General features: G+C 68.2%; 24 protein-coding genes. 8 read left to right on the top strand and 16 right to left on the bottom strand.

What is annotated here, in order from left to right:
• Positions 1-6: 6 nt before the first annotated feature.
• Positions 7-1,014, bottom strand: coding sequence for an allantoicase (gene alc / locus CFB52_RS03040; protein ID WP_059581025.1), 1,008 nt, complete (start codon positions 1,012-1,014; stop codon positions 7-9).
• Positions 1,015-1,144: 130 nt separating this feature from the next.
• Positions 1,145-2,464: a C4-dicarboxylate transporter DctA gene (locus tag CFB52_RS03035; protein ID WP_059581022.1), complete on the bottom strand. Its 1,320-nt coding sequence runs from the start codon at positions 2,462-2,464 to the stop codon at positions 1,145-1,147.
• Between the two features lie 210 nt (positions 2,465-2,674).
• On the opposite strand from CFB52_RS03035, the gene CFB52_RS03030 reads away from it, so the two are divergent.
• Complete coding sequence (locus CFB52_RS03030; protein ID WP_179231710.1) at positions 2,675-3,397, top strand: FadR/GntR family transcriptional regulator; 723 nt, start codon at positions 2,675-2,677, stop codon at positions 3,395-3,397.
• A gap of 250 nt (positions 3,398-3,647) precedes the next feature.
• On the opposite strand, the gene CFB52_RS03025 is transcribed toward CFB52_RS03030, so the two are convergent.
• Positions 3,648-4,706 (bottom strand): L-idonate 5-dehydrogenase, encoded by a 1,059-nt coding sequence (locus CFB52_RS03025; RefSeq protein ID WP_099316064.1) that lies wholly within the window; start codon positions 4,704-4,706, stop codon positions 3,648-3,650.
• A 15-nt stretch (positions 4,707-4,721) separates the two neighbouring features.
• Positions 4,722-5,495 carry an SDR family NAD(P)-dependent oxidoreductase gene (locus CFB52_RS03020; protein WP_099316605.1) on the bottom strand — a complete coding sequence of 258 codons (774 nt, stop codon included), beginning with the start codon at positions 5,493-5,495 and terminating at the stop codon, positions 4,722-4,724.
• Positions 5,496-5,647: 152 nt separating this feature from the next.
• On the opposite strand from CFB52_RS03020, the gene CFB52_RS03015 reads away from it, so the two are divergent.
• Positions 5,648-6,538 carry a LysR family transcriptional regulator gene (locus CFB52_RS03015; RefSeq protein WP_059638093.1) on the top strand — a complete coding sequence of 297 codons (891 nt, stop codon included), beginning with the start codon at positions 5,648-5,650 and terminating at the stop codon, positions 6,536-6,538.
• Positions 6,539-6,615: 77 nt separating this feature from the next.
• On the opposite strand, the gene gap is transcribed toward CFB52_RS03015, so the two are convergent.
• Both gap and tkt read right to left on the bottom strand, forming a co-directional pair.
• On the bottom strand, positions 6,616-7,626 hold the full coding sequence (gene gap, locus CFB52_RS03010) for a type I glyceraldehyde-3-phosphate dehydrogenase (protein WP_060312631.1): 1,011 nt from the start codon (positions 7,624-7,626) through the stop codon (positions 6,616-6,618).
• Between the two features lie 87 nt (positions 7,627-7,713).
• The gene (gene tkt, locus CFB52_RS03005; RefSeq protein ID WP_059581007.1) at positions 7,714-9,786 is read right to left on the bottom strand and encodes a transketolase; all 2,073 of its coding nucleotides are present in this window, start codon (positions 9,784-9,786) and stop codon (positions 7,714-7,716) included.
• A gap of 217 nt (positions 9,787-10,003) precedes the next feature.
• On the opposite strand from tkt, the gene speE reads away from it, so the two are divergent.
• The 3 genes from speE to CFB52_RS02990 all read left to right on the top strand — a co-directional run bounded on the left by speE (position 10,004) and on the right by CFB52_RS02990 (position 12,151).
• Complete coding sequence (speE, locus tag CFB52_RS03000; protein ID WP_059581005.1) at positions 10,004-10,861, top strand: polyamine aminopropyltransferase; 858 nt, start codon at positions 10,004-10,006, stop codon at positions 10,859-10,861.
• An 88-nt stretch (positions 10,862-10,949) separates the two neighbouring features.
• Complete coding sequence (locus CFB52_RS02995) at positions 10,950-11,366, top strand: glyoxalase/bleomycin resistance/extradiol dioxygenase family protein (RefSeq protein ID WP_059581002.1); 417 nt, start codon at positions 10,950-10,952, stop codon at positions 11,364-11,366.
• Between the two features lie 17 nt (positions 11,367-11,383).
• Positions 11,384-12,151: a 16S rRNA (uracil(1498)-N(3))-methyltransferase gene (locus CFB52_RS02990; RefSeq protein WP_060313526.1), complete on the top strand. Its 768-nt coding sequence runs from the start codon at positions 11,384-11,386 to the stop codon at positions 12,149-12,151.
• 307 nt (positions 12,152-12,458) lie between these two features.
• On the opposite strand, the gene CFB52_RS02985 is transcribed toward CFB52_RS02990, so the two are convergent.
• The 3 genes from CFB52_RS02985 to CFB52_RS02975 all read right to left on the bottom strand — a co-directional run bounded on the left by CFB52_RS02985 (position 12,459) and on the right by CFB52_RS02975 (position 16,188).
• Complete coding sequence (locus tag CFB52_RS02985) at positions 12,459-13,022, bottom strand: barstar family protein (RefSeq protein ID WP_059581000.1); 564 nt, start codon at positions 13,020-13,022, stop codon at positions 12,459-12,461.
• 16 nt (positions 13,023-13,038) lie between these two features.
• Positions 13,039-13,470 carry a ribonuclease domain-containing protein gene (locus tag CFB52_RS02980; protein ID WP_060312627.1) on the bottom strand — a complete coding sequence of 144 codons (432 nt, stop codon included), beginning with the start codon at positions 13,468-13,470 and terminating at the stop codon, positions 13,039-13,041.
• A gap of 375 nt (positions 13,471-13,845) precedes the next feature.
• Positions 13,846-16,188 (bottom strand): NADP-dependent malic enzyme, encoded by a 2,343-nt coding sequence (locus CFB52_RS02975; RefSeq protein ID WP_367033070.1) that lies wholly within the window; start codon positions 16,186-16,188, stop codon positions 13,846-13,848.
• 134 nt (positions 16,189-16,322) lie between these two features.
• On the opposite strand from CFB52_RS02975, the gene thiL reads away from it, so the two are divergent.
• From thiL to CFB52_RS02955, 3 genes are read left to right on the top strand one after another with little or no spacing between them, the layout of a single operon-like run.
• Complete coding sequence (thiL, locus tag CFB52_RS02965) at positions 16,323-17,321, top strand: thiamine-phosphate kinase (protein ID WP_099316063.1); 999 nt, start codon at positions 16,323-16,325, stop codon at positions 17,319-17,321.
• Positions 17,311-17,856 carry a phosphatidylglycerophosphatase A gene (locus tag CFB52_RS02960; protein ID WP_099316062.1) on the top strand — a complete coding sequence of 182 codons (546 nt, stop codon included), beginning with the start codon at positions 17,311-17,313 and terminating at the stop codon, positions 17,854-17,856. Before thiL ends, CFB52_RS02960 begins: the two co-directional genes overlap by 11 nt.
• Before the next feature lie 31 nt (positions 17,857-17,887).
• Entirely contained in the window at positions 17,888-18,388 is a 501-nt protein-coding gene (locus CFB52_RS02955; protein ID WP_059580979.1) for a CinA family protein, read from the top strand.
• 33 nt (positions 18,389-18,421) lie between these two features.
• Here the strand turns inward: CFB52_RS02955 and CFB52_RS02950 are convergent, their stop codons facing one another.
• The 7 genes from CFB52_RS02950 to CFB52_RS02920 form a co-directional block, all read right to left on the bottom strand.
• The gene (locus CFB52_RS02950) at positions 18,422-19,480 is read right to left on the bottom strand and encodes a phosphorylcholine phosphatase (protein WP_099316061.1); all 1,059 of its coding nucleotides are present in this window, start codon (positions 19,478-19,480) and stop codon (positions 18,422-18,424) included.
• Between the two features lie 198 nt (positions 19,481-19,678).
• The gene (pyrF, locus tag CFB52_RS02945; protein ID WP_006483119.1) at positions 19,679-20,506 is read right to left on the bottom strand and encodes an orotidine-5'-phosphate decarboxylase; all 828 of its coding nucleotides are present in this window, start codon (positions 20,504-20,506) and stop codon (positions 19,679-19,681) included.
• 39 nt (positions 20,507-20,545) lie between these two features.
• Complete coding sequence (locus tag CFB52_RS02940) at positions 20,546-21,607, bottom strand: aldose 1-epimerase (RefSeq protein WP_060312623.1); 1,062 nt, start codon at positions 21,605-21,607, stop codon at positions 20,546-20,548.
• A gap of 50 nt (positions 21,608-21,657) precedes the next feature.
• A complete protein-coding gene (locus tag CFB52_RS02935; RefSeq protein WP_099316060.1) occupies positions 21,658-22,467 on the bottom strand; it encodes an SDR family NAD(P)-dependent oxidoreductase in 810 nt (269 codons plus the stop codon).
• Positions 22,468-22,490: 23 nt separating this feature from the next.
• On the bottom strand, positions 22,491-23,507 hold the full coding sequence (araH, locus tag CFB52_RS02930) for an L-arabinose ABC transporter permease AraH (protein ID WP_089434525.1): 1,017 nt from the start codon (positions 23,505-23,507) through the stop codon (positions 22,491-22,493).
• 88 nt (positions 23,508-23,595) lie between these two features.
• Positions 23,596-25,107, bottom strand: a complete 1,512-nt coding sequence (gene araG, locus CFB52_RS02925; RefSeq protein WP_099316059.1) for an L-arabinose ABC transporter ATP-binding protein AraG — start codon at positions 25,105-25,107, stop codon at positions 23,596-23,598.
• A 67-nt stretch (positions 25,108-25,174) separates the two neighbouring features.
• Positions 25,175-26,170, bottom strand: a complete 996-nt coding sequence (locus CFB52_RS02920; protein WP_059580965.1) for an arabinose ABC transporter substrate-binding protein — start codon at positions 26,168-26,170, stop codon at positions 25,175-25,177.
• Positions 26,171-26,188 lie beyond the last annotated feature (18 nt).

Below are 26,188 nucleotides of genomic sequence, written 5' to 3'. Positions count from 1 at the left end.
CCTCCCTCAAGCCGGCTCGCCCCACAGACGCAGGCGCGACACGCCGCCGTCCGGGAAGATGTTGAACCGCACGTGCGTGACGGGGCCGAGCGCCGCGAGCGCGTCGAACGTGTGCACGTGGTCCATCTGCAGCTTCTGCTCGCCGAGCAGTTCGGCCCAGAACATCGCCTGCGTGACGAGCGAATCGTCGGTGCCGCCCGTGACGTGCGCGGCCTGCAGCGAGCAGCGGTCGGGGAAATTGCCCTTGAAGAACGCCGTATCGACCTCGACGCGCCGGATGATGCCCGGCCGCGCGAGCGCGACGATCGCCCAGTCGTTGCCGGGCTCGCGGCGGCGCCGCGTTTCCCAGCCGTCGCCCATGTTCGCGCCGCGCCCCGGCATCAGCATCTGCGAGGCCGGGCCGAAGTGCTGGTTGTTCGCGGCCACGAGATAACCGCCGTTCTCGATCGCCGCGAGATCGACGAGCTCGCCGGCCGGCACGTGGCGCCAGTCGCGCTGCGGCTGGCCGTACACACGCAGCCGCGCAAGCCCGCCGTCCGGGTACAGGTTCACGCGCAGATGCGTGACCGGCCGCGCATCGTCGACGCTCACGTAATGGTGCGAATTGCCCTGCAGCGTCGTCGCGGGCACGATCGTGCGCCATTCGGCGTCGTCGGGCGGCGTGTCGCCGTCCACCGCGCAGGCCTCGATCGACGCGGCCGGCGGAAAGTTGCCGGTGAAGTGGCTCGTATCGAGGTCGACGCCGTAAATCACGCCCGGCCGCGCGAGGCGCACCACGCAGAAGTCATGGCCGGTCGTGCGCTTGCGGCGCGTTTCCCAGCCGTCCATCCACTTGCCGTGGTCGTCGTACTTGCCGGGAATGAACACGGCCGGCTCGGGATTGAGCATGCGCTCCTTGGGCGCGAAGAATTCGTCGCTGGCAAAGAGCGCCTGCGCGCCGAGGCGCGGGTCGGCGAGGTTCATGTAGCGCCGCGTGAAAGCCGGCGCGTTCGGATCGAGGATGGGGGCTGCCATGTCGTCTCCATTGTTTTGAGAAGCGCCGGCGCGTCGGCGCGCCGGCCGCGTGAAGGTCGGTCGCACGGGGTGGCCGGGGGGCCGGCCAAGGGCGCCCGGCCAGGGAACCCGCGCCGCGCGAGCGTCGGGGTCAGAGCGCGTGGGCCTGGTCGCCTGCGACGGGGGCGGCGCTGCCGGGCGCGTCGGCCACGTAGCGCAGTTCGCGATTCAGCACGCGCGTCGCGCGGGCGCGGTCGATGTCGTTCTCCCACACCGCGACCACCACCGTCGCGACGCAGTTGCCGATCAGGTTGGTCAGCGCGCGGGCGATGCCGACGAACCAGTCGACCGGCAGGATCAGCACGAGGCCGAGCACGGGAATCGCGGGAATCGCCGACAGCGTCGCCGCGAGGATCACGATGGCCGAGCCCGGGATGCCGTGCGCGCCCTTCGACGTGACGAGCGACACGAGCAGCACGACGATCAGGTCGTGCGTGGACAGCGGCGTGTTGGTGGCCTGCGCGATGAACAGCACGGCGAGCGTCAGGTAGATCGAGAAGCCGTCGAGGTTGAACGAATAGCCGGTCGGGATCACGAGGCCGACGGTCGAATCCTTGATGCCCATGTATTCGAGCTTGCTCATCACCTGCGGCAGCACCGCGTCGGACGACGCCGTGCCGAGCACGATCGACAGCTCCTCGCGCAGGTAGCGGATCAGCTTGAACACGGAGAAGCCCGCGAGCCGCATCACGACGCCGAGCACGACCGTGACGAACACGAAGCAACTCAGGTAGAACACCGCCACCAGATAGCCGAGCTGCTTGAGCGACGCGACGCCGTACTTGCCGGTCGTGAACGCGATCGCGCCGAGCACGCCGAGCGGTGCGAGCTTGATGATGAAGCCGATGATCCGGAAGAACACGTGCGACAGCTCCTCGATCAGCGAGTTGACGCGCTGCGCCTTGTCGCCGAGCAGCGACAGCGCCGAGCCGAACAGCACCGCGAACACGAGGATCTGCAGGATGTCGCCCTTCGCGAACGCGTCGATCGCGGTGTCGGGGATGATCTTCATCAGGTAGCCGGCCGTGTCCTTCAGGCTTTCGGCGTTCTTCGCGTAGGTCGACAGCGACGCCGCGTCGAGCGAGCGCAGGTCGATGTTCATCCCGACGCCCGGGCGCGTGAACCACGCGAGCACGAGCCCGATGCCGAGCGCGAGCGTCGTCATCACCTCGAAGTAGACGACGGCCTTCAGGCCGACCCGGCCGACCTTCTTCAGGTCGCCCGCGTTGGCCATCCCGCTCACCACGACGCAGAACACGATCGGGCCGATCACCATCTTGATGAGCTTCAGGAAGCCGTCGCCGAGCGGACGCAGCGACTCGGCGAAGTGCGGGAAGAACGCGCCGAGCGCGACCCCCAGTATCAAGGCGACGACTACCCGGCCAAACAGCGAATTAAGGAATTTCGACACGGCGCTCTCCCGATCCAACGGTTGCAGTTTCGTCTGTTCATACTGGTAAGACCAGTGATGTTATGGTGGATAGTAGGAAGCCGATATAGTGGCGTCAAGGACGGACAAAATAGGGATTTCCCGCCCCCGCGCCCGTGCTTCCGGGGCCCGAAAGGGGGCGGATCGTGGCTTTCCCGTACGGCCGCGTGCACCGCCTGCGTGCGGATTACAATGCCGGTCAGACCGGCCATCGTTCACATCATGAGAAATGTTCCGCATACCGTGACCGACGCCGCCATCGCGACGATCCGCGACCGGATCGAGGCAGGCGTGTATCCGGTCGGCAGCCTGCTGCCGGCCCAGCGCCAGCTCTCCGAGGAGCTGGAGATCAGCCGCGCGTCGCTGCGCGAGGCGCTGTCGACGCTCGAGGCGCTCGGGATGCTGCGCATCCGCGCGGGCAAGGGCGTGTACGTCGAAAGCGCGCAGGCGTCGGCCGCGCATCCGTGGCAATTCGCCGAGCAGTCGTCGCCGCCCGACACCTACCAGATGCGCTATGCGCTCGAAGGCTTCGCCGCGCGGATGGCCGCGCACGTCGTCAGCGACGCAGACATCGCATGGTTCGAGGACAACCTCGCGGACCTGCACGTCGCGCTGACCGACAGCGCGCTCGACGAGGCATCGCGGCTCGACTTCGACTTCCACATGCGAATCATCCATCTGGCCGGCAACGCGGCGATCGAGTCGATCCTGCGCAGCAGCGCGGACATCATGAAGGAAAGCCAGCGCATGCCGTTCTACCGGCGCGAGCTGCTGCTGTCGACGTGGCACGAGCACCGCGCGATCGTCGACGCGCTGATCGCGCGCGACGCGGCCGCCGCCGGCACCGCGATCGAAACGCACATCGCGAACGCCGCACAGCGCGCGGGCGTCTTCTTCCCGACACCCGGCGCGTAATCCTTCCGCGCCGCCGCGCGGCCTTCCTCCCGGCCGTACCGGTCACCGTTCCGACGGATCGCGCTACGCGAGCACGCGCTCGATGAAGGCGCGCCGGGACGCTGCGGCACGCGGCGGGTCACGCAGTGATGCGGCAGGCCGGCAATCCGGCAGTCCGTTTCCACCGCACGACAAAAAGGCACGCACCGCGCATCGCGGGCGTGCCTTTTTGCCAAGGGCGCTGCTGCCGTCGCGCGCTAACGCTGCCCCGTCACGCGGCCTCGTTCGCGAAATCGATCAGCACCTTCATCGCGCGCTGCCGGTCGCCTGCCAGTTCGAACGCGCGGTTCGCGTCGCGCATCGGAAACACGCGCGTGACGGCCGGCCGCAGGTCCACGCGCCCGGCGTTGATCAGCTGCACCGCGAGCGCGAACTCCGCGTGGAAGCGGAACGCGCCGCAGATCGACAGTTCCTTCGCGACCACGACGTTCTGCGGCAGGCTCACGTCGCCGCCGAGCCCGAGCTGCACGACGACGCCGCGCGGCCGCATCACGTCCAGCCCGTCGCGCAGCGCGCGCGCATTGCCCGAACATTCGATCATCACGTCGAACGTGCCCTTGTCGGCGCCGTAGCGCTCGACCCAACCGGCATCGGCCGCCGCGTTGATCGTGCGGTCCGCGCCGAGCGCGCTCGCCACCGCGAGCGGCGCGTCGACGACATCGGTCGCGACGATCTCCGCGGCGCCGTGCACGCGCGCCGCCGCGACCGCCAGCACGCCGATCGGCCCGCAACCCGACACGAGCACGCGCTTGCCGATCAGCGGGCCCGCGCGCGACACCGCATGCAGGCCGACCGCGAACGGCTCGGCGAGCGCCGCGAGCGACAGCGGCACGTGATCGGCGACCTTCACGCACTGCACCGCGTCGCACACGAGCGCATTGCGGAACGCACCCTGCACGTGCGGCATCCGCATCGCGCTGCCGTAGAAGCGCATGTCGAGACACTGGTTCGGCAGCCCTTCGAGACAGTAGCGGCAGGCGCCGCACGGCCGGCTCGGGTTGACCGCGACGCGATCGCCGACTTTCACCGACGTCACGTCCGGAGCCACCTCCGCGACGGTGCCGGCGACCTCGTGGCCGAGCACCATCGGCTGCTGCAACCGGATCGCGCCGAAGCCGCCATGCCGGAAGTAATGCAGGTCGGAGCCGCAGATGCCACCCATCGCGACGTCGACGCGCACCTGGCCCGGGCCGATCTCGCCGGCGTCCTGCTCCTCGACCCGCAGGTCGTTCGGCCCGTGAATCACGACACACATGCAACGCATACGCATGACACGCTCTCCTCGTTAGACGGCGCTGGTCAGGCCGCCGTCGACGAACAACGTCTGGCCATTCACGAAATCGGACGCGGCCGACGCGAGGAAGATCGCCGCGCCGCACAGCTCGTCGACCTGCCCCCAGCGGCCGGCCGGCGTGCGCTTGCACAGCCAGTCGGAAAACGCCGCGTCGTCGACCAGCGCGCGATTCAGCTCGGTTTCGAAATAGCCGGGCGCGAGGCCGTTCGCCTGGATGCCGTGGCGCGCCCAGTCGGCGCACATTCCTTTGGTCAGCATTCGCACCGCGCCCTTGGTCGCCGCATACGGCGCGATCGTCGGCCGCGCGAGCTCGCTCTGCACCGAGCAGATGTTGATGATCTTCCCGTGGCCGCGCGCAATCATGTGCCGCGCGACCGCCTGCGCGACGTTGAACACGCCGTCGAGATTCACGCGCATCAGCGCATGCCAATCGTCCGGGTCGAATGCGTCGAGCGGCGCGCGGCGCTGGATGCCCGCGTTGTTCACGAGGATGTCGATCGCGCCGACGCGCGCCTCGAAGTCGTCGATCGCCGCGCGTACCTGCGCGTGCTCGGCCACGTCGAACACCGCATGGTCGGCCGCGAAGCCTTCGTCGCGGAACTGGCGCGCGAGCGTCGCCGCCTTCTCTTCATTGCGATCGTTGATGACGATCGCCGCGCCGGCTTCCGCGAGCCCGCGGGCGAGCGTCAGCCCGATCCCGCGGCCGGAACCGGTAATCAGCGCGCGGCGGCCGTCGAGGCGGAACCGGTCAAGCGCGTTAGCCATGGATGTCTCCTCGTGCCGGTCGAGCCGGCTGCCCATCGCGGCCGGTCTCGCATCGACGGTATCTTCGGCCGCCGGCCGGGTCCGCGCCAATGGTCTTTTTTGATCCGGTTATCATGAAAACTGATTACCGCCTTCTCGCACCCGCCGCCCCAATGGAACTCAAGCAATTGCGCGCCTTCGTCACGCTCGCGGAAGAGCTGCATTTCGGGCGCGCCGCGCAGCGCCTGTGCATCGTGCAGCCCGCGCTGAGCATGCAGATCAAGGCGCTCGAGGCGGAACTCGGCGCGCGCCTGTTCGAGCGCGACCGGCACAAGGTCGAATTGAGCGACACCGGGCGCGTGTTCCTGCCCGAAGCGCGGGCGACGCTGCAGCAGGCCGCGCGCGCGGAACAGATCGCGCGGCGGTCGAGCCGCGGCGAAATCGGCACGCTGCGGATCGCGTTCGTGTCGTCGGTCTTGCCGGCGCTGTTGCCGGCCGTGCTGCGCACGATGCGCGAGCGCTATCCGTTGATCGCGCTCGAGCTGAAGGACATGCCGACGCCCGACCAGATCGCCGCGCTGCGCGAGCGCCGGATCGATTTCGGGATGATCCGGCTGCCGGCCGCCTACGCGGGCATCGACACGCGCGTGGTGCTCGAGGAAGGGTTCGTCGTGGCGCTGCCGCTGGACCATCCGCTGGCCGCGCACGACGCGATTTCACCGGCCGCGCTGCGCGGCCAGCCCACGTTCGTGCTCGCGCGCCGCTACGCGCCCGGCTTTCACGACGACATGCTGCTCGCATTGAGCCGCGCGGGCACGACGCTCGACATTGCGCAGGAGTTCGGCGAATTCACGACGATGCTCGCGCTCGTCGCGGCCGGCATGGGGATCGGGCTGATCCCGGCGGAAGCGGCCAGCGCGCTGCCGCCGAACGTGCTCGCGCGGCCGCTCGATCTGGCCGGTCACCGCAGCGGCGTCGGCCTCGCGTGGACCGATCTCGACAGCCCGCTGAAACGCGCGTTCGTCGATGCGATCGGGCAGGTGACGGCGAACGCCGGGCAATAAAAAACCCGGCCGGGAAACCCCGGGCCGGGTTCGTTCGCCACGCCGGCCGCCTTGCGGCCGCCGCGCGACGTGCGCGATTACTTCGCGTTCGCGAATGCGATTGCCGTATCGAGCATGCGGTTCGAGAAACCCCACTCGTTGTCGTACCAGCTCGACACCTTCACGAGACGGCCCGACACCTTGGTCAGCGTCGCGTCGAACGTCGACGAAGCCGGGTTGTGGTTGAAGTCGATCGACACCAGCGGTGCGTCGTTGTAGCCGAGGATGCCCTTCAGCGCGCCTTCCGATGCTTCCTTCATGATCGCGTTGACTTCCTCGACCGTCGTGTCGCGCTTCGCGATGAACGACAGGTCGACGATCGACACGTTGATCGTCGGGACGCGGATCGCGTAGCCGTCGAGCTTGCCGTTCAGCTCCGGCAGCACGAGGCCGACGGCCGATGCGGCGCCCGTCTTCGTCGGGATCTGGCTGTGCGTGGCCGAACGCGCGCGGCGCAGGTCTTCGTGATAGACGTCCGTCAGCACCTGGTCGTTCGTGTACGCGTGGATCGTCGTCATCAGGCCGGTTTCGAGGCCGATCTTGTCGTTCAGCGGCTTGACGAGCGGCGCGAGGCAGTTCGTCGTGCACGATGCGTTCGAGATGACCGTGTGCTCGGCCTTCAGCACGTCGTGGTTCACGCCGTAGACGATCGTCGCGTCGACGTCCTTGCCGCCCGGCGCCGAGATGATCACCTTCTTCGCGCCGCCCTTCAGGTGCGCGCTCGCCTTTTCCTTCGTCGTGAAGAAGCCCGTGCATTCCATCACGACGTCGACGCCCAGCTCGCCCCACGGCAGTTCGGCCGGGTTGCGGTTCGCGAGCACACGGATCTTGTCGCCGTTCACGACGAGGTAGTCGCCGTCGACCGACACGTCGCCCGGGAACTTGCCGTGCGCGGTGTCGTACTGGGTCAGGTGCGCGTTGGTCTTCGCATCGCCCAGGTCGTTGATCGCGACGATCTCGAGATCGTGCTTCTTGCCGTTTTCATAGAACGCGCGCAGCGTGTTGCGGCCGATACGGCCGTAGCCGTTGATTGCGACGCGAATCGTCATGGTCTATCTCCTGATGGCTGAAAAAATTCGTTTCGTGCAGCTTCACGGTGCGACGCGCGCAACGGGTGGCGCGCGTCGCGTATGCTTTCAGGCCAGCACGGCCTTCACGGTCTCGACGACGTGCTCGACGGTGAAACCGAAGTACTTGAACAGCACGCCGGCCGGCGCCGATTCGCCGAACGTGTCGATCCCGACGACGCCGCCCTCGAGGCCGACGTACTTGTGCCAGAAGCTCGTCACGCCCGCTTCGATCGCGACGCGGCGCACGCCGTGCGGCAGCACGCGTTCGCGGTATTCGGCGTCCTGGCGATCGAACACGTTGGTCGACGGCATCGACACGACGCGGGCCGCGATGCCCTGTTGCGCGAGCGGCTCGACGGCCTTCATCGCGAGTTCGACTTCCGAGCCCGTCGCGATCAGGATGATCTTGCGCGCGACGATTTCCTCGTCCCAGTCCTTCAGCACGTAGCCGCCCTTCTCGATGTTCGCGATCTGCGCATCGGTACGCGGGTTGAACGCAAGGTTCTGACGGCTGAAGATCAGGCTCGACGGACGATCGGCGGCGACCGCGTGGGTCCACGCGACGGCCGTCTCGACCGTGTCGGCAGGACGCCACACGTCGTGGTTCGGGATCAGGCGCAGGCTCGACACGTGCTCGATCGACTGGTGCGTCGGGCCGTCTTCGCCGAGGCCGATCGAATCGTGCGTGAACACGAAGATCGACGGCACCTTCATCAGCGCGGCCACGCGCAGCGCGTTGCGGCTGTAGTCGGAGAACGTCAGGAACGTGCCGCCGAACGGCTTGTGGCCGCCGTGCAGCGCGAGGCCGTTGATCGCGGCGCTCATGCCGAATTCGCGCACGCCGTAGTTGATGTGGTTGCCGAGCAGCACGCCCGCGCCTTCCGGATTCGCGCGCACCGCCTTCGACGCCTTCCAGTTGGTCAGGTTCGAGCCGGTCAGATCGGCCGAGCCGCCGAGCAGCTCGGGCAGCGCGGCGGCGAGGCCTTCGATCGCCTGCTGCGACGCCTTGCGGGTCGCGACCGTCTCGGCGCGCTCGTTCGCGCCGGCGATGATCGCCGCGGCCTTCTCGGCCCAGTCGGCCGGCAGCTTGTTCGCCATCCGGCGCTCGAATTCGGCCGCTTCGGCCGGGAACTTCGCGCGATAGGCCGCGAACGTCGCGTCCCATTCGGACTCGGCCCGCTTGCCGGCTTCCTTCGCGTCCCAGGCCGCATAGACTTCCTGAGGAATCACGAACGGCTCCCACTTCCAGCCGAGCGCTTCGCGCGTCTTCGCGATTTCTTCCGCGCCGAGCGCCGCGCCGTGCACGTCGTGGCCGCCGGCCTTGGTCGCCGCGCCCTTGCCAATCACCGTCTTGCAGCAGATCAGCGTCGGCTTGTCCGACAACTTCGCCTTCGCGATGGCCGCGTCGACCGCGTCGACGTCGTGGCCGTTCACGTTCGGGATCACGTTCCAGCCGTACGCTTCGAAGCGCTTCGGCGTGTCGTCGTGGAACCAGTTCACGACGTCGCCGTCGATCGAGATGCCGTTGTCGTCGTACAGCGCGATCAGCTTGTTCAGCTTCAGCGTGCCCGCGAGCGAGCAGGCTTCGTGCGAGATGCCTTCCATCAGGCAGCCGTCGCCGAGGAACACGTACGTGTGGTGATCGACGATCTTCGCGCCGTCACGGTTGAACTCGTCGGCCATCAGCGCTTCGCCGAGCGCCATGCCGACCGCGTTCGCGAGACCCTGGCCGAGCGGGCCGGTGGTCGTCTCGACGCCCGGCGTGATCCCGTATTCGGGGTGGCCCGGCGTCTTCGAGTGCAGTTGGCGGAAGTTCTTCAGCTCCTCGATCGGCAGGTCGTAGCCGGTCAGGTGCAGCAGCGAGTACAGCAGCATCGAGCCATGGCCGTTCGACAGCACGAAACGGTCGCGGTCGGCCCAGTGCGGGTTCGCCGGGTTGTGCTTCAGATGGCGCGACCAGAGCGCGACGCCGATTTCGGCCATGCCCATCGGCATGCCCGGGTGGCCGGAGTTCGCTTGCTGGACGGCGTCCATCGCGAGCGCACGGATCGCGTTGGCCATCAAGGTGGTGGAGGCGGGAGACGAAGTCGTCATGTCGAGTCCGGAGAACGAGTCGAGGAAACGGGGGCACGGCGGCATCCGGAAGCTCGAGCGTCAATCGTTCCCGGCGCGCGGTGCGGCGCCTGACGGACGCGAAGCGGACGGAGCCAACGGACGGGGCTGCAAAGCTCGTCATTTTAACAGATGGGCCGGCATTTCCCTTGTCGGCGCGTCGTGTTCCGGCACGGTTTTCCGCCAAACCGCCCGCCTCCTATAATTCAGGCGTCGGAACTGCCCGCCTCCCGCGGCCCCACCCGTGAGCACGACCCTTCTCTTCCATCCCACGCCCAACGCCGCCTACGGCTTCCCGAACGCGCGCCGGCTCGCGCATGTGGCGTCGCCGCACCAGCGCATCGAAGTGTGGGAAACGCCGCAGCTCGGGCGCCTGTTCACGCTGGACGGCCGGCCGATGACGTCGGTCGGCGACGAGTACGTGTATCACGAGTGCATGACGCACCCGGCCGCGCTCGCGCATCCGGCGCCGAAGAAAGCGCTCGTGCTCGGCGGCGGCGACGGCGGCGCGGCGCGCCAGTTGCTCAAGCACGCGTGCATCGAACGGATCGTGATCGCCGAGCTCGACCACGAGGTGGTCGGGATGGCGCGCCGCTATCTCGACGACGTGCACCAGGGCGCGCTCGACGACCCGCGCGTCGAGGTCGTGATCGGCGACGCCGCGCACTTCGTCGATTCGACGGTCGAACATTTCGATCTCGTGGTGTTCGACCTCACGCCGCCCGATTCGCCGGCGGCCGGCCTCTATACGCGTGCGTTCTACGCGCGGCTCAAGCGAATCCTCACGCGCTGCGGCGCGATCTCGATGCATCTCGGCTCGCCGGTGTTCCATGCCGCGCGCATCGCCGCGCTGCTCGACGATCTGCGCGCGAGCTTCGCGGTCGTCGACCCACTGTCGGCGCACGTGCCGCTGTACGGCTCGCAGTGGCTGATGGCGATCGCGAGCGACACGCTCGATGCGGCCGCGCTGTTCGCGCACGACGTCGACGAACGGCTCGCGGCCCGCCGCGTCGACGGCTTGCGCTACTACGATGCGCGGCTGCATGCGTCCCTCTTTGCCCTGCCGCGCGCGCTGCGCGATACACTGGGCGTTCGCCGCTGAACCTCGGCACGCCGCGCAACGTTCCGTCGTTCCAGCATGAGACCGGCGCAGGCGCCGCGGCGCCGATACCGTGCAACAGGAGATTTTCATGACCGATCCACGTCCGGCCAACGTGCCTTGGTTGACGCCCTACCTGACCGTGCGCAACGCGCGCGCGGCCATCGAGTTCTTCCAGGCCGCATTCGGCTTCACGGTACGCGACGTGCACGACGAGGACGGCGCGATCATGCACGTCGAGATGGCCTATCGCGGCCAGTTGATCGTGATGTTCGCGCCCGAGGGCGCGTTCGGCTCGCCCGCGCTCACGCCGAAGCGCGCGAACGCCACCGCGCCGCAATCGTTCTATCTGTATGTCGACGACGTCGACGCCACCTGGCAGCGCGCGCTCGACGCGGGCGCGAAATCGCTGAGCGCGCCGCAGGATCAGTTCTGGGGCGACCGGTTCGCGCAGATCGAGGATCTCGACGGCTACCGCTGGGCGCTCGGGTGCCGTCTCGACGCATGACCGAAACCGCCACACGCATGAATGAAGCCACCACCACCGCGGCCGTGCCGCGCTTTTTCGTCGACGCCGCGCCGCGCGCCGACACCCCGCTCGCATTGCCGGCCGACGTCGCGCGCCACGTGCAGGTGCTGCGCCTGCAGCCCGGCGACGCGCTCGCGCTGTTCGACGGCACGGGCGGCCAGTACCGCGCGCGGCTCGTCGAGGTCGACAAGCGCGGCGCGCTCGTGCAGGTCGATACGTTCGAGCCCGCCGAGGCCGAGCCGCCGTATCGCGTGACGCTCGCGCAGGGCATCGCCGGCGGCGACAAGATGGACTGGGTGATCGAGAAAGCCGTCGAGCTCGGCGTCGCGGCGGTCGTGCCGCTGTCGACCGCGCGCGGCGTCGTGAAGCTCGCCGGCGAACGGGCGGACAAGCGCGTCGCGCACTGGCGCGGCGTCGTGCGCGCGTCGTGCGAACAGTGCGGACGCAACCGCGTGCCCGACGTCGCGCCGGTGGCCGGCTTCCACGCGTGGCTCGACGCGCTGCCGGCCGCGCCGGCCGACGGCGAACTGCGGCTGCTGCTGTCGCCGCGCGCGAGCATCCCGTTCGCGTCGCTGCCCGACGCGCCGCCCGCGGGCGCCGTCACGCTGCTGATCGGCCCGGAGGGCGGGCTGTCGCCGGACGAGGAAAATGCGGCCCGCGCACGCGGGTTCACCGCGTTGTCGCTCGGGCCGCGCGTGCTGCGCACCGAGACGGCCGGCGCGGCCGTGCTCGCGGCGCTGGCGGCACGCTGGGGCGGGTGGTGATCGGCGACCGCGAGCGATTCGCTCCGGCTCGACTTCAACGCGCGGATCGTCTCGGGTTCATTCCGCGGCGATGAATTGCGTTGTCGTGTACGGGACGATCCGTGCAAGCGCATGCTCGTCGCCGGCATCGCTGCAATGACGTGAAGTACGCCCATCGGGCGTACGGCGCACTCGCCGATTCAGTCGCCAGATGCACAAAAACCCGCGCAATGGCGGGTTTTCGAGACGCTGCGCACCGGATTCCGGTGCCGGCGGCGAACAACGACCGGAAGCTGCGACAACGCGGCGTACCGGCCCGCCGACGCGCTTACGCGAACGAGTAGAACACGCGGAACGCGACCTTGCGCTCGGCCCAGAACTCGGCCGCCTCGCGGAACACGTCGAGCAGCGTTTCGCGCCCTTCCTTGTCGAATTTCTGCGCGATCGGCAACCCTTCGAGGACGATCACGAAACCAGGCTGCGCGCCGGCCTTCGCGACGAGATCGGTGAGGCAATCGTACAGCGCGTCGTAGTTCTTCCCGAAATGCTTCGGAAACAGGAACGAGGTCGCGATCGTTTCCATCACTTCCTGCTTCGACTGCGCGGCGCCGCAATACGCATACAGGAAATGCTGGCCGAGCCGACCGGCTTCGTCGGCGAGATCCTGCACGCGGAACGCGCGGATCGACTGCACGAGATTGGGTCGCACGGTCGTGAAAAGGCTCATAGGCTCCTCGTTCGATGAAAGCCCGGGCTCGGCTTCCTGTTGCTCCGGCGTGCCGCCGGCCTGCGCCGCCGCGTGCAGCTGAATCACACGCTGAAACAGATTGCCGTCGCCGGCCGCGAACAGATCCGCCGCCGCCGTATCGTGCGCGTAGATGGAGTCGCTCATGCCATTCGTCCCGAAGTCATTCAACAATACGTTTAAAACTGTTGTAGTGGTCGCCCGTGTAATAACAGTTGTCGATCCGGCGCAACGGCCCGCCACAGACGATCCGGCGCGCGCCGCGATTGCGCGCACGCGGCGTCGGCACCGTGTACTCATGGTAGTAGCCGCGCTTCGCCTTCGGCAGGATCCGCTCGCGGTTGCCGAACACGACGCCGTCTTTCTCGTACGGATAGGGGCCGCCGGCGCTGATCAGGCCCAGCGTGGTCACGGCCTCGCGCGGAAGACTGGCAGTCGGGATCGTATCGAGCCCGCTGGCGGCCACGTCGGCCGGAACGGCCTCCCGTGCGTAAGCGGCGGAAACCAGACTGCCCGTCGGCGTGCCGACGATACCCATCGCGAACATCGCGAAGACGGACGCGAGCGCGCCGTTGCGGAGCCACTTGCGTGCCATGAACCAGGGTTCCCGCTGTTAAATCAAGTAGTTGACGACCAACAAAGGCGTTAGCGTAGCGTTATTGGCCGCGCGAATCAATGTCCGTTTGGGAATCGAAAGCCACGCGACGCCCCGAATTCCGCATTTTTTACCGAAATTGCACTACATTTATCTTACATAGGATAAAATGCGTGCGGCATCTTTCGCATGGCAAGACCTGCCTCCTTGCCACACTCGCTACCCGGAGTGGAAAGATGCTGCTGTTGCTTATGGGAAGCGCGGTTGCGCCCTGCCCGCGGCGTGCCCCTTGCGGGCACGCCTCTTTTTGCCTTTGTTTACAATTTCGCCCGGCGCGCGGCCCCGGTTCGACCGGCGCCGCGCGTTCGTGTCGGCTCAGCGCGCGGCGTTGACGTCGGCCACGAGCAGCGCCGCCATGTTGACGATGCGACGAACGGTCGCCGATTCGGTCAGCACGTGCACCGGCTGCGCGGCGCCCAACAGGATCGGCCCGATCGCGATGTTGTTGCCGGCGGCCGTCTTCAGCAGGTTGTACGCGATGTTCGCGGCGTCGATGTTCGGCAGGATCAGCAGGTTCGCTTCGCCTTCCAGCGTCGATTCCGGCAGGATCTCCTTGCGCAGCGCCGCGTCGAGCGCGACGTCGCCGTGCATTTCGCCGTCCACCTTCAGCTCCGGCGCGGTTTCCTGCAGGATCGCGAGCGTATCGCGCATCTTCTTCGCCGAAGGTGCGTTGCTCGTGCCGAAATTCGAGTGCGACACCAGCGCGACCTTCGGCTCGATGCCGAAGCGGCGCACTTCTTCGGCGGCCATGATCGTGATCTCGGCCAGCTCCTCCGGGGTCGGATCGACGTTCACGTGCGTATCGACGAGGAAAATCTGGCGGCCCGGCAGCACGAGGCCGTTCATCGCCGCGTACACGCTGCAGCCCGGGCGCTTGCCGATCACCTGGTCGATGAAGTGCAGGTGGCGGTGCGTGGTGCTGATCGTGCCGCAGATCATCCCGTCCGCTTCGCCCTTCTTCACCAGCATCGAGCCGATCAGCGTCGTCCGACGGCGCATTTCGACACGCGCGAGCTGCTCGCTGATGCCCTTGCGCGCCATCATCTTGTAGTACGTCTGCCAGAAGTCGCGGTAGCGCTCGTCGTGCTCGGTGTTGACGACCGTGAAGTCGGTGCCCGGCGTCAGGCGCAGGCCGTAGCGCTGGATACGGTGCTCGATCACCGACGGGCGGCCGATCAGGATCGGCTTCGCGAGTTTTTCGTCGACGATGATCTGAACGGCGCGCAACACGCGCTCTTCCTCGCCTTCCGCGAACACCACGCGCTTCTTCTCTTCCGGCGCGGCGCGCGCGATCTGGAAGATCGGCTTCATCGTCGTGCCGCTGTGGTACACGAACTGCTGCAGGTGCTGCTTGTACGCGTCCATGTCCTCGATCGGGCGCGTCGCGACGCCGCCGTCCATCGCGGCCTGCGCGACGGCCGGTGCGATCTTCACGATCAGGCGCGGATCGAACGGCTTCGGAATCAGGTATTCGGGCCCGAACGACAGATCCTGGATGCCGTACGCGGTCGCGACGATGTCGCTCTGCTCGTGCTGCGCGAGTTCGGCGATCGCGTTCACGGCGGCGATCTCCATTTCACGCGTGATCGTCGTCGCGCCGACGTCGAGCGCGCCGCGGAAGATGAACGGGAAGCACAGGACGTTGTTGACCTGGTTCGGGTAATCGGTGCGGCCGGTGGCCAGCACGGCGTCCGGGCGCACTTCGAGCGCGAGTTCCGGCAGGATTTCCGGCGTCGGGTTCGCGAGCGCGAGGATCAGCGGGCGCTCGGCCATGCCCTTCACCATCTCCTGCTTCAGCACGCCGGCGGCCGACAGGCCGAGGAAGATGTCCGCGCCGTCGATCACCTCGGCGAGCGTGCGGGCGTCGGTTTCGCGCGCGAAACGCTCCTTGTCCGGATCCATCAGCTCGGTGCGGCCCTTGTAGACCACGCCGGCCAGGTCGGTCACCGTGATGTTCTCGAGCGGCAGCCCGATGTCGACCAGCAGGTCCAGGCACGCGAGCGCGGCCGCGCCCGCGCCGGACGCGACGAGCTTGACCTTCTTGATGTCCTTGTTGACGACCTTCAGGCCGTTCGTGACGGCCGCGGCCACGACGATCGCGGTGCCGTGCTGGTCGTCGTGGAACACCGGAATCTTCATCCGCTTGCGCGCTTCGCGCTCGACGATGAAGCAGTCCGGCGCCTTGATGTCCTCGAGGTTGATCCCGCCGAAGGTCGGCTCCAGCGCGGCGATCACGTCGACGAGCTTGTGCGGGTCCGACTCGTTCAGCTCGATGTCGAACACGTCGATGCCCGCGAACTTCTTGAACAGCACGGCCTTGCCTTCCATCACCGGCTTCGACGCGAGCGGGCCGATGTTGCCGAGACCGAGCACCGCCGTGCCGTTCGTGACGACGCCGACCAGGTTGCTGCGCGCGGTGAAGCGCGCGGCGTTCAGCGGATTCTCGACGATCTCCTCGCACGCGTACGCCACGCCCGGCGAATACGCGAGCGCGAGGTCGCGCTGGTTGATCATCTGCTTGGTCGGGGCGATCGCGATTTTGCCGGGGGTCGGAAATTCGTGATAGTCGAGCGCGGCTTCGCGGAGCTTGGCTTTGGAGGAGGCTTGGGTAGACATGTGTCTCGTGACGGGCGGATTAGAATAACTGTTCGACGGCATTGTAGCGCCAATCACCGGCCGCCAGACCGGCGATTCGGGTGCGACAGTCGCGACAAAAATGAACTGGATGGTACAGGCGCGCCGCCGCCCGCCTCGTACAATGCCGTTCCTTCAACCGTTTCGGACCGCCCGCCGTGCCAGCCGCCCTCTCCGAGTTTTCGCTGATCGAACGCTTCTTCACGCGCCGCGCGGCCCGGGGCGCCCGCGCGTCGACGCTCGGCATCGGCGACGATTGCGCACTGATTGCGCCCCGATCCGGGAAATTACTGGCCATTTCGACGGACATGCTGGTGGAAGGCCGCCACTTCTTTCCCGATGTCGCGCCCGACGCGCTCGGCCACAAGACGCTCGCGGTCAATTTGTCGGATCTCGCGGCGATGGGCGCCGAGCCGCGCGCGTTCACGCTCGCGTGCGCGCTACCGCGCGCCGACGCGGCGTGGCTCGAAGCGTTCAGCAACGGGCTGTTCGCGCTGGCCGAGCGATACGGCTGCGAGCTGATCGGCGGCGACACGACGAGCGGGCCACTGAACCTGTGCGTGACCGTGTTCGGCGAAGTCGCGCCCGGCGCGGCGCTGCGGCGCGATGCCGCGCGCGACGGCGACGACGTATGGGTATCCGGCACGCTCGGCGATGCGCGCGCGGGGCTCGGCGTCGCCCGCGGCGAATGGACGGCGGGCGCGGATGAAGCCGCCGCGTTCCGGCGCGCGCTCGAGCGCCCGGAGCCGCGCGTCACGCTGGGCCTGGCGCTCGCGGGCGTCGCGCACGCGGCGCTCGACCTGTCGGACGGCCTCGCCGGCGATCTCCAGCACATCCTGACGCGCTCGAACGTGCGCGCCGAGATCGACGCCGACGCGGTGCCACGCTCGGCCGCGCTCGCGACGCTGCCGGCCGACGTGCAGCGCCGCTGCACGCTGGCGGGCGGCGACGATTACGAACTGTGCTTCACGGCGCCCGTCGCGGCCCGCGCGGCGGTCGAAGCGGCCGGCGCCGCGGCCGGCGTGCCGGTCACGCGAATCGGTACAATACGCGCGTTGTCCGCGCCGTCGGCGCAGCCCGCCATCGCGTGGCGCGACGCCGCCGGCGCGCCCCTCGCTCTCACGTTGCACGGCTTCGACCACTTCCATGCAGACTGATCCGACGCCCGCGCACGCCGCGGCCGAGTCCGGCGCCGCGCGGCCCGCGCCGACACGCGTGACGGCCCGCTTCATGCTGTCGCACCCCGCGCATATCGTGTCGCTCGGCTTCGGCAGCGGGCTCGCGCCGATCATGCCCGGCACGTTCGGCTCGCTGTTCGGCTGGCTCACGTTCGTCGTGCTCAACCGCTACCTGACGGTGCCCGAATGGTGGGCGCTGATCGCCGTCGGCTTCGCGGCCGGCACGTGGATCACCGGTTTCACCGCGAAGCAGGCCGGCGTGTCCGATCCGGGCGCCGTCGTCTGGGACGAGATCGTCGCGATCTGGCTCGTGATGCTGTTCGTCACGCCGGCGACCTTCGTCGGCCAGCTATGGGCGTTCGTCGCGTTCCGCTTCTTCGACATGCTCAAGCCGCCGCCGATCCGCTACTTCGAGCGCCGCCTGAAAGGCGGGCTCGGCATCATGGCCGACGATCTCGTCGCCGCGTTCATGACGCTGCTCGTGATCGCACTGTGGCGCTCCGTCGCCGGCTGACCGATTTCCCGACTCCCGTTTCCCGACGCGCATGCCAACCGATTCCGTCGTCCACCAGCTTGCGATCCGCGCAGGCAACAAGCTGCGTGACGAGCACCTCACGCTCGCCACCGCCGAATCCTGCACCGGCGGGATGATCGCCACGGCGATCACCGACATTTCCGGCAGCAGCCAGTGGTTCGAGCGCGGCTTCGTCACGTACTCGAACCAGGCCAAGATCGAGATGATCGGCGTGCCGCCCGACCTGATCGACAAGCACGGCGCCGTCAGCGAGCCCGTCGCGCGCGCGATGGCCGAAGGCGCGCTGCGCAACAGCCGCGCGCAGGTCGCGCTGTCCGTCACCGGCATCGCGGGCCCGGCCGGCGGCAGCGAGAAGAAGCCGGTCGGCACCGTGTCGTTCGGCTGGAGCAACCGGCTGCATACCGACGTCGAGACGCGCGTGTTCAAGGGCGACCGCGAACAGATCCGCACGCAGGCGGCCGCGCATGCGCTGCGCGGGCTGCTGAAGCTGCTCGACGAACACGAAGGCTGAGCGGCCCGGGCGCGCGTGGCGCGCCGCGCCCGCTTATTGGATCGCGTCGGGCTTCACGACGATCCAGTTCTTGTCCGCCGTCACCGGCAGGCCGAGCGCCTTCTGCTTCGCGGCCGATTCGTCCGACCACGCGCGGATCTGCGTCATCTGCTTGTCCTTCTTGTTGACCCACACGCGCACGCCGCCGCGCGCGGCGTCGGTCGCGTTCAGCAGCATGTAGCCGTCGGAGCTCGGCGTGTCGCCCGCGACGAGCACCGGCTTCTTCCACTGGTCGATCCAGCCGACGATCGAACCGAGCTTGCCTTCGTACCACGTCATCGGGTTCATCAGGAACGGCGTGATCACGAGGTTGCGGTTCGCGGCCTCGTCGTACTTGCCGGCCTTGATCTGCAGCCGCGACGTGGTCAGCGCGCCGGTGGCCGGGTCGCGCAGCAGCGTCGTCACGCCGATCACGTTCTGCGGCTTCACGTTGTAGCCGTACTTCGGGTCGGACAGCACGAGCCGCGCGAGTTCCTCGTGCGCGGCCGTCATCACGTAGACGTCGATGCCGTTCTCGCGCAGCGCGTTGTACAGCTCCTGCATCCCGCGGAAGAAGCGCGGCGGATTCACCGTGCCGTCGACCACCTTGTCGCCCTGCCAGTAGCGGATCGGGATCGGCTTGCCGTCGGCGAGCATCGCGTCGACGTGGCGCTTCAGGCTGGCGAGCGACTGCCCGGCGAACGCCTGCGCGATCCACGGATAGCAGACCAGATCGTCGATCTCGCACAACCGGTAGTAGTAGCTCGTCAGCGATTCCTTGTAGTCGGCGGAATCCTTGAACGGGATCAGCTTCAGCGACGGGTCGAGCGAGTCGCGCGTCAGCACGCCGTGGTTCTCGAGATACGGCAGCAGCGATTCCTCGAGGTCGTAGCGGTAGGTCGTGTTGTCGGCGTCGAACACCGCGTAGTCGCCGCGGTTCGCGTGCGCGGCGATCATCGCGTTCAGCGCTTTCGCGCTGTCGGCCGGCCAGTGCGACAGGTCCGCCGCATGGGCGAACGTCATGCACAGCGACGCGGCGAACGCGCTCAGAAGACGGCGGGACAGCTTGGGCATGGCGTCGCTCCCTTCTTTGACATTTTTGTGACGGATCGATGACAAGCGGCAGCATCGCGCGAATAAACTGCGCGTATGCGATACGGAAGCGACGGAAAATTGTTCGCGTGCGCCAGGACGGCGAATACACGATGAAGGCGCGCGGCCCGCGAACGCGGGCGCGGCGGTCGAAGGCCGCCCGAGCGGGCGGCCGGTATTTCAGCGATGCGCGTTGATCGTGTCGCGCGTCTTCTGCGCGGCGAGCGCCGCGGCTTCGGCGAAATCCTCGCCCTTGCTCGCATACAGGATCGCGCGCGACGAGTTGATCATCATCCCGGTGCCGTCGGCCGTGCGGCCCGCGTTGACGGTCGCCTGCACGTCGCCGCCCTGCGCGCCGATGCCGGGGATCAGGAGCGGCATGTCGCCGACGATCCCGCGCACGATCTCGATTTCCTTCGGGAACGTCGCGCCGACCACGAGGCCGAGCTGGCCGTTCTTCGCGTTCCACTTGTTCGCCGCGAGATCGGCCACGACCTGATACAGCGGCCGCCCGTTCGTATCGAGGAACTGCAGGTCCGAGCCGCCCGGGTTCGACGTGCGGCACAGCACGATCACGCCCTTGCCTTCATGCTCGAAGTACGGCTCGACCGAGTCGTAGCCCATGTACGGGTTCACCGTGACGGCGTCCGCGCGATAGCGCTCGAACGCCTCGCGCGCGTACTGCTCGGCCGTGCTGCCGATGTCGCCGCGCTTCGCGTCGAGGATCACGGGCAGGCCCGGATGCTGGAGATGGATGTGCGCGATCAGCCGCTCGAGCTGGTCTTCCGCGCGATGCGCGGCGAAGTACGCGATCTGCGGCTTGAACGCGCTCGCATACGGCGCGGTCGCGTCGACGATCTGCCGGCAGAATTCGAAGATCGCGTCGGGCTGGCCGTCGAACTGCACGGGAAAGCGCGACGGCTCGGGATCGAGGCCGACGCACAGCAGCGAATTCGTGCGCTGCCACGCGGCGCGCAGCGATTCGATGAAAGTAAGCGGGGAAGACATGGCGGATACTCGCGGCAAACCGTTGGTAGACCGCGTATTTTACCCGCGTCGCCGCGCTGCCTCGCGTGTCGCGCCATTGCCGCGCGCATCGGCGCGCTCGACGGTGAACGCGAAGCGCCGCGTGAGCCGCTCGCCGGGCGCGAGCAGCGTCATCCCGTGCGCGGCCGCGCCGCCCGGCAGGTTCACCGCATTGATCGGATGATCGACCGGCTCGAAGCAGAAGAAATCCTCGCCCGGCGGCGTATAGAGCACGTACGCGTCCGCGTCGGCCGCGACGGTCAGCGACAGCCGGCGGCGCGGCCAGCTCACCGTCGCGTGGCCGCCCCAGCCGGTGAACGCGTGATTGACGAGCGTGGCCGGCAGCGGATACGCGACGCCGAACTGCCAGGCCGGCGGCACGCTGACGTGCCGCACCGGCAGGAAATCGGCGCCCGACAGCCACAGGCCGCCCGCCGCCGCGGCCAGCTCGGTCTCCGTATCGCGCACGAGGAACGGATGCACGCCGAGCCCGAACGGCAGCCGCGCGCGCCCCGCGTTCTCGATCGTCAGCGCGATCGACAGCGTCGCGTCGTCGAGTTCGAACGACTGGATCGCGCGGAACGCATACGGCGCGCCGGCCGCACGATCGAGCGACAGTTGCAGCGACGTGTCGGTCGCATCGTCCACCTGCCACGGCGCGAGCCAGCCGTCGCCGTGGATCGGCAGCGGCTCGTCGCGGCGGTTGCGCGGCACCGCGACCTTGCGCCCGTCGCATTCGAAGCGCCCGCCGCCGATCCGGTTCGAGTACGGCAGCAGCGGGTAGCATGCGAGCTCGTTCGGGTCCGTCGCCGTCTCCGGGTGCTCGCAACGGCGGAACACCGGCATCAGCGCGCCGTTGTCGCCGCGCCAGTCGAAGCGCGCGATGCCGCCGCCGAGGTGCGGCAGCACGTCGAGCCGCAGCGACGCGTTCGACAGCGTGACGGCCGCCGCATGCGCGGCGCCGACGCCCTGCGCGAACACGGCCGTCTGCGGGCCGGGGCTGACCGGCTGGGCGGCGGCGGCCAGACGCGCGCGGCGCGACTGGCTGGCGGACGACGATGCGCGCGAGGACGTGGCGGTCATGGTGAGCTCCTTTCCTTCGTCGAAAAAACGATGCAGGTCGGTGCGAACGGTCAGGCCCAGCCGCCGTCGACGATCACGTCCTGCGCGGTGATCATCCGGCTGTCGTCGGCCGCGAGAAACAGCGCCATCCGTGCGAGGTCGGCCGGCAGCAGTTCGGCGTCGATGCACTGGCCGGCCTTGATCGCCGCGCGGCCCGCGTCGTCGAGCCACAGCCGGCGCTGCTTGTCGGTCATCACCCAGCCGGGCACCAGCGAATTCACGCGGATGCCGAACGGGCCGAGATCGCGCGCGAGGCCTCGCGTCAGGCCCTGCACGGCCGCCTTCGCCATCACGTAGACGGGATAGCCGCCATTCTTCAGCATCCAGCTGATCGAGCCGAGATTGACGATCGAGCCGCCGCCCTGCCGCTTCATGTCGTCGATCACCGCCTGCGCGGCGAAGAACTGGTGACGCAGGTTCACCGCGATGCCGGCATCGAACGACGCGGGCGTCACGTCGCCGATCGCATGGCGCGTGTCGTTCGCCGCATTGTTCACGAGCACCGCGATCGCGCCGATGCGCGCGCGGATCGCGTCGATCGCCCGGCGCAGCGCGTCGATGTCGGTCAGGTCGCAGGACAGGAACAGCGGCGCATGGCGCACGTGCGCGAGGCGTTCGGCCAGCGCGGCGCCGGCCGCCGCGTCGAGGTCGACGAACGCGACGCGCGCGCCCTGTTCGGCGAAGTGCTCGACGAACGACGCGCCGATGCCGGTCGCGCCGCCCGTGATCAGCACCGCGCGATCCTCGAGGCTCGGGTAGCGCGCATAGCGCGCGTCGCTCGCGGCCGCGTGCGCGCCGTGCACTGATGGGTCGATGGTCATGCGTATCGTCTCCGTGGATTCGGTCAGTCGCGTACGCCGCGGTTCTTCAACTGGTCGAGCAGCACGGCCGCGAGCAGGATCGCGCCGCGCACGAGGTACTGGTAGAACGCGTCGATGTTCAGCAGGTTCATCACGTTCTCGACGGTGCCCATGATCAGCACGCCGATCACGACGCCCGAAATCGTCGCGCGGCCGCCCATCAGCGACACGCCGCCGAGCACGCAGGCGGAGATCACGTTCAGTTCGAAGCCTTGCGCGGCGTTCGGCTGGCCCGACGTGATGCGCGATGCGAGGATCACGCCCGCGAGCGCGGTCACCGCGCCCTGGATCAGGAAGATGTACACGCGCGTGCGTTCGACGTTGATCCCCGCGAGCCGCGACGCTTCCGGATTGCCGCCGATCGCGAGCGTGTTGCGGCCGTACACGGTCTGGTTCAGCAGCACGCCGAACCCGATGAAGCACAGCAGCGTGACCCAGATCGGCAGCGACACGCCGAACATCGACAGCCCGCCGAGCGCGATGAAGGTATCCGACGACACGCCGACTGCCTGCCCCTTCGACACGATGAAGCCGAGCCCGCGCACGATCTCCATCGTCGCGAGCGTCGTGATCAGCGCGTTGATGCGCAGGTACGCGATCACCGCGCCGTTCACGAAGCCGATCGCGGCGCCGGCCGCGACCGCGGCGACGATCGCGACGAACGTGTTGTCGGTCGCGTTCAGCACCATCGCGCACAGCACGCCGGAGAACGCGACGGTCGAGCCGATCGACAGGTCGAAGTCGCGCGACGCGAGACAGAACATCATCGTGCACGCGACCATGCCGATCTGCGAGATCGACAGCGCGAGGCCGAGCATGTTGTCGATCGAGAAGAAGTGATCGACGGTCAGCGACATCGTGATGAACATCACCGCGAAGATCGCGATCAGGCTGTATTCGGTCAGATGCTGCCACCACTTCTGGCGGTCGCTCTGCTGCGGAACCAGCGCGTCGGCCGACGGCTTCACGGCGGCGCTGGCAAGGTTTTCGTTGGCTTGCATGGTGTGTCTCCTGCTCCTGCATCGCGCGGCCCGCGCCGCGCGTGTTCGATTCGATTGTCCCGGGCTTGTCCGGACGTATCCGGCCGCGTCAGGCCGCCTCGGCCGCGCTCGTCTGCGGCAGCGCGAGGTTCAGCACCGCGTGCTCGTTCGCGTCGGCGCGCGCCAGCTCGCCGGCGATCCGCCCTTCGCGCATCACGACGATGCGATCGGACACGCCGAGCACTTCCGGCAGCTCCGACGACACCATCACGATCGCGCAGCCGCGCTCCGCGAGCCGGTAGATCACGTCGTAGATCTCGTGCTTCGCGCCGACGTCGATCCCGCGCGTCGGCTCGTCGAGAATCACGACCTTCAGGTCGGGCTCCGCGAGCCAGCGCGACAGGATCGCCTTCTGCTGGTTGCCGCCCGACAGGAAGCGGATCTTCTGCCGCCGGTTCGGCGTCTTGATCTTCAGCCGCTGGATGAAGCGGTCGGCCGTTTCGCTTTCGGTCTTGCCGTTGATGAAGAGCCCCGCGCGCAGCGAATGGCGGCGGCAACTGATGTTGATGTTCTCCGCGACCGACGCGATCGCGATGATCCCTTCTTCCTTGCGGTCCTCGGGGCACAGCACGATGCCGTGGCGGATCGCGTCGCCGGTGCGCTTCACGTCGATGCGCTCGCCGTCGAGCGTCAGCACGCCCGCGCGCCGGCGGTCCGCGCCGTACACGAGCCGCATCAACTCGCTGCGGCCCGCGCCGACGAGCCCGAAGAAGCCGACGATCTCGCCCGCGCGCACCGAGAAGCTCGCGGGTTCGCGCAGCGCCGGGCCGTCGACGCCTTCGGCGGAAAACCGCACGTCGCCGAGCGCGCGCGGCGCGTAATGGTAGATGTCGGCGATCTCGCGCCCGACCATCTCGGCGACGAGCCGCTCGCGCGGCACGTCGGCCAGCGCCTCGTGCGACGCGATCTTGCGCCCGTCGCGGAAGATCGTGCACGCGTCGCACAGCCGGTAGATCTCGTCCATCCGGTGCGAGATGTAGATCAGCGCACGGCCCTGCGCGCGCAGATCGTCGACCAGCTTGAACAGCACTTCCGTCTCGCGATGCGACAGCGAGCTCGTCGGTTCGTCGAGCGCGATCACGCGTGCATTGCGCATCAGCGCCTTGCAGATCTCGACCATCTGCCGCTGCGCGATCGACAGCCGCCCGAGCCGCGCGTCGGGGTCGAGATCGACGCCCATCTCGGCGAGCCGCTCGCGCACGTAACGCTTCGCCTCGCGCTTCCTGACCCAGCCGAACGCATTCGGCAGGCGGCCGAGCAGCAGGTTTTCCGCGACCGTCAGGTCGGGCACGTACTGCAATTCCTGGTGAATCACCGCGATGCCGGCCGCGATCGACGCGGCCGCATTCGCGAACTGCACGGGCTGGCCGTCGACCAGCACGCTGCCCGCGTCGGGCTGGTATTCGCCGCCGAGAATCTTCAACAGCGTCGACTTGCCCGCGCCGTTCTCGCCCATCAGGCCATGCACCTCGCCCGCATGCACGTCGAACGAAATGCCGTCGAGTGCGCGCACGCCGGGAAATACCTTGCCGATATTGTCAAAACGCAGTGCCGCTGACACGTCGTCTCCCCACTTCCGGATCCATCGACCGCCGGCCGCCGCGTCGCCGCGGCAGCCGGCGGGCCGCTTACTTCGATGCGAGCCCCATCTCCTCGCGCACCTTCGACACGTTCTCGCGCGTCGCGAGCATGCCCGTCGTCAGCGTCAGCGGCGGCGGCGCCTTGCCCTGCGTGATCCACGCGTACATCAGGTCCGAGGTTTCCTCGCCGTGGCGCTTCGGGCTGATGATCACGGTGCCGTAGAAGCCCGTCGGCTGCGGCTTCTTGAACTCGTTCAACGCCGAATCGGAACCGCCGATGCCGATGCCGATCATGTTGTCGGCCTTGAAGCCGCGCCCTTCGGCCGCGCGCACCGCGCCGAGCACGGCCTCGTCGTTCAGGCCGTACGCGACCCAGTGCTTGAACTGCGGGTTCTTCGTGAGCGCGATGTTCGCCGCGTTGAACGCGTTCTCGGTATCGGTCTTCGCCTGCGGCGCCGCGATCACGTTCGCCTTCGGGAAGCCGGCGGCCACCAGCGCGTCGGTCGCGCCGCTCGTGCGGTCGTGCGCGGTCGGCAACTGCTCGTACGTGATGTCGATCGCACCGACGTCCTTCATGTCCCAGCCGCGCTTCTTGATCTCGGCCGCGATGCCGTCGCCGACCTGCTTGCCGATGTTGTATGCGGAAATCCCCATGTGAGGCACCGACTCGATCGGCTTGCCCGCGCCGTCGACGAGGCGGTCGTCGACCGTCATCATCTTCAGGTTGTGCGACTTCGCCTTCGCGACGATGCCCGGCCCGAGCTTCACGTCGGGCGTGCAGATGATGAAGCCCTGCGCCTTCTGCGCGGACAGGTTGTCGATCGCGCTCATCACCTTCTCGCCGGACGGCGCGCCGATCTTCACGAGCGTGAAGCCCTTCTGCTTCGCGGCGATCTCGGCGAATTTCCACTCGTCCTGGAACCACGGCTCTTCCGGCTGCTTCACGAGGAAGCCGATCTTGACCGGGTCGGCCGCGTGCGCGACCGGGCTGCCCATCACCACCGCGGCCGCGGCGGCCAGCGTTACGAACGTTCTGCGTTTCATCTCCAGTGTCTCCTTGTT

The organism is Burkholderia sp. AU18528 (assembly GCF_002223215.2).
In the GTDB taxonomy this organism is placed as follows: domain Bacteria; phylum Pseudomonadota; class Gammaproteobacteria; order Burkholderiales; family Burkholderiaceae; genus Burkholderia; species Burkholderia semiarida.
Note: the sequence above shows the minus strand (reverse complement) of the source record. Positions and strands in the feature narration are given on the sequence as shown.